The following is a 2,504-nucleotide window of genomic DNA, read 5'->3' on the forward strand; positions in this document are numbered from 1 at the left end:
CGAACTGCTCACCGGATACGCCGCACAGGCCTCGGGCGCCGGGTCCGGTGCGGTCGCGGAAGCGGTCCCGTACCGCTCGCACCTGGACTGGCTGGCCCGCCAGGACGACGGCGCCGCCGAGACCGCGTGGAGCACCGCGCTGGCCGGGCTGGAGGAGCCGACCCTGCTGGGCGCGGCCGATCCGAACCGGATCGACGCGCTGCCCGAGCGGGTCCCGGTGGAGCTGTCGGCCGAGCTGACGGCGCGGCTCACCGCGCGGGCCCGCAGCGCGGGCGTGACCCTCAACAGCGTCGTCCAGGGCGTCTGGGCGATGCTGCTGGGGCGGGTGACCGGGCGGGACGACGTGGTGTTCGGCGGGACCGTCTCCGGGCGGACCGCGGACGTCGCGGGCATCGAGGACATGGTCGGCCTGCTGATCAACACCCTGCCCGTGCGGTTCAGGATCCGCGAGGACGAGCCGCTGCTGGCCGCGCTCGGCCGGTTCCAGGACGAGCAGGCCGAGCTGATGGACCACCAGCACGCCGGGCTCGCCGGCATCCAGCGGGCGGCCGGGCTGGGCGCCCTCTTCGACACCACGGTGGTCGTCGAGAACTACCCGCTCGACCTGGAGTCGATGCGGGAGCTGGCCGGCGGACCGCGGCTGACCGGGGTGGAGGGCTCGGACGCCACCCACTACACCGTCAACCTCATCGTGCTGCCCGGGGAGCGGCTGCGGCTGCACCTCGACCACCGGGCGGACGTCCTCGACGCGCGGACGGCGCGCAGCCTGGGCGAGGCGCTGGAGCGGCTGCTCACGACCGTCGCCGACGCCCCCGACACTGCGGTCGGGGAGGTGGACCTGCTGTCCGCGGAGCAGCACCGGCTGATCCGGGAGTGGAACGGCACCGCCGTGCCCGTCCCCGACACCACGCTGGTGGAGCTGTTCGAGCAGCAGGTGGCCCGGACGCCGGACGCCCCGGCGACCGTCTTCCGGGGCGAGCGCCTGACGTACGGCGAACTCGACGCCCGCGCCGAGCGGTTGGCCCGCGCCCTGCGCGCCCGGGGCGCCGGTCCGGAGGAGATCGTGGCGGTCGCCCTGCACCGCTCCACCGAGATGGTGGTCTCGCTGCTGGCCGTGCTGAAGGCGGGGGCGGCCTACCTTCCGGTGGACCCCTCGCTGCCGGCGGACCGGATCGCGTACCTGCTCTCCGACGCCGAGCCGGTGCTGCTGCTCGCGGACGACGAGGTGGCGGCGGGGCTGCCCGCCGCGGCGGACCTGCCCCGGCTGGATCCGGGGGCCGTGCACGACGGGGACCCCGGTGCGGCCGGGCCGGGGCCGCTGCCCGGGCACCCGGCGTACGTGATCTACACGTCCGGGTCGACGGGGCGGCCCAAGGCCGTGGTCGTGGAGCACTCGGCCATCGTCAACCGGCTGCTGTGGATGCAGGACCGGTACCGGCTGGGCGCGGACGACCGGGTGCTCCAGAAGACCCCGTTCGGCTTCGACGTGTCCGTCTGGGAGTTCTTCTGGCCGCTGATCACCGGCGCGGCCCTGGTGGTCGCCGAGCCCGGCGGGCACAAGGACCCGGCCTACCTCAGCCGGGTGATCCAGGAGGAGTCGGTCACCACCGTCCACTTCGTCCCGTCCATGCTGGCGGCGTTCGTCGAGGACCCCGGGGCGGGCCGCTGCCGTTCGCTGCGGCGGGTCGTGTGCAGTGGCGAGGCCCTGCCGGAGGAGCTGAAGAACCGGTTCCTCGATGTGCTCGACGTCCCCCTGCACAACCTGTACGGGCCCACGGAGGCGGCCGTGGACGTCACGCACTGGGACTGCCGCCGCGAGGACGCCGGGCCCGTGCCGATCGGCCGGCCCATCTGGAACACCTCGCTGTACGTGCTCGACCCGCGGGGCCGGCCCGTCCCGGTGGGGGTCGCCGGCGAGCTGTTCCTGGCGGGCGCGGGCCTGGCCCGTGGCTACCTGCGGCGCCCGGCGCTGACCGCTGACCGCTTTCCGCTCGACCCGTTCGGCCCGCCGGGCTCGCGCATGTACCGCACCGGGGACCTGGCCCGCCACCGGGCCGACGGCTCGGTGGAGTACCTGGGCCGCACCGACGACCAGGTGAAGATCCACGGCTTCCGGATCGAACTCGGCGAGATCGAGACGGCGCTGGGCCACCTCGACGGCGTCGGCCGGGCCGCGGTCGTGGTCCGCGAGGACGTCCCGGGCGAGCGCAGGCTCATCGGGTACCTCGTCCCGGAGGCCGGGGCGGACCCGGCCCCGGACACCGGGGCGATGCGCGCCGAACTGGCCCGCTCCCTGCCGGAGTACATGGTGCCGGTGCTGGTCGTCGTGGACGGGCTGCCCGTCACGCCGAACGGCAAGCTCGACCGCCGGGCCCTCCCGGCGCCCGCCGCGGCGGCCGCCACCGGGTACGAGCCGCCCGCCGGGGAGACCGAGGAACTGGTCGCCATGGTGTGGGCCTCCGTACTGGACGCGCCGCGGATCGGCCGCCACGACGACTTCTTCG

At 75.2% G+C, this 2,504-nt stretch carries 1 protein-coding gene; it reads left to right on the forward strand.

Going from position 1 to position 2,504, the window contains the following annotated elements; all coding sequences use genetic code 11:
* On the forward strand, window positions 1-2,504 hold a 2,504-nt coding region (locus VR44_RS34170), incomplete at both ends, for a non-ribosomal peptide synthetase (RefSeq protein ID WP_045951530.1).

This window comes from Streptomyces katrae (genome assembly GCF_000966975.1).
Taxonomy (GTDB): Bacteria; Actinomycetota; Actinomycetes; order Streptomycetales; family Streptomycetaceae; genus Streptomyces; species Streptomyces katrae.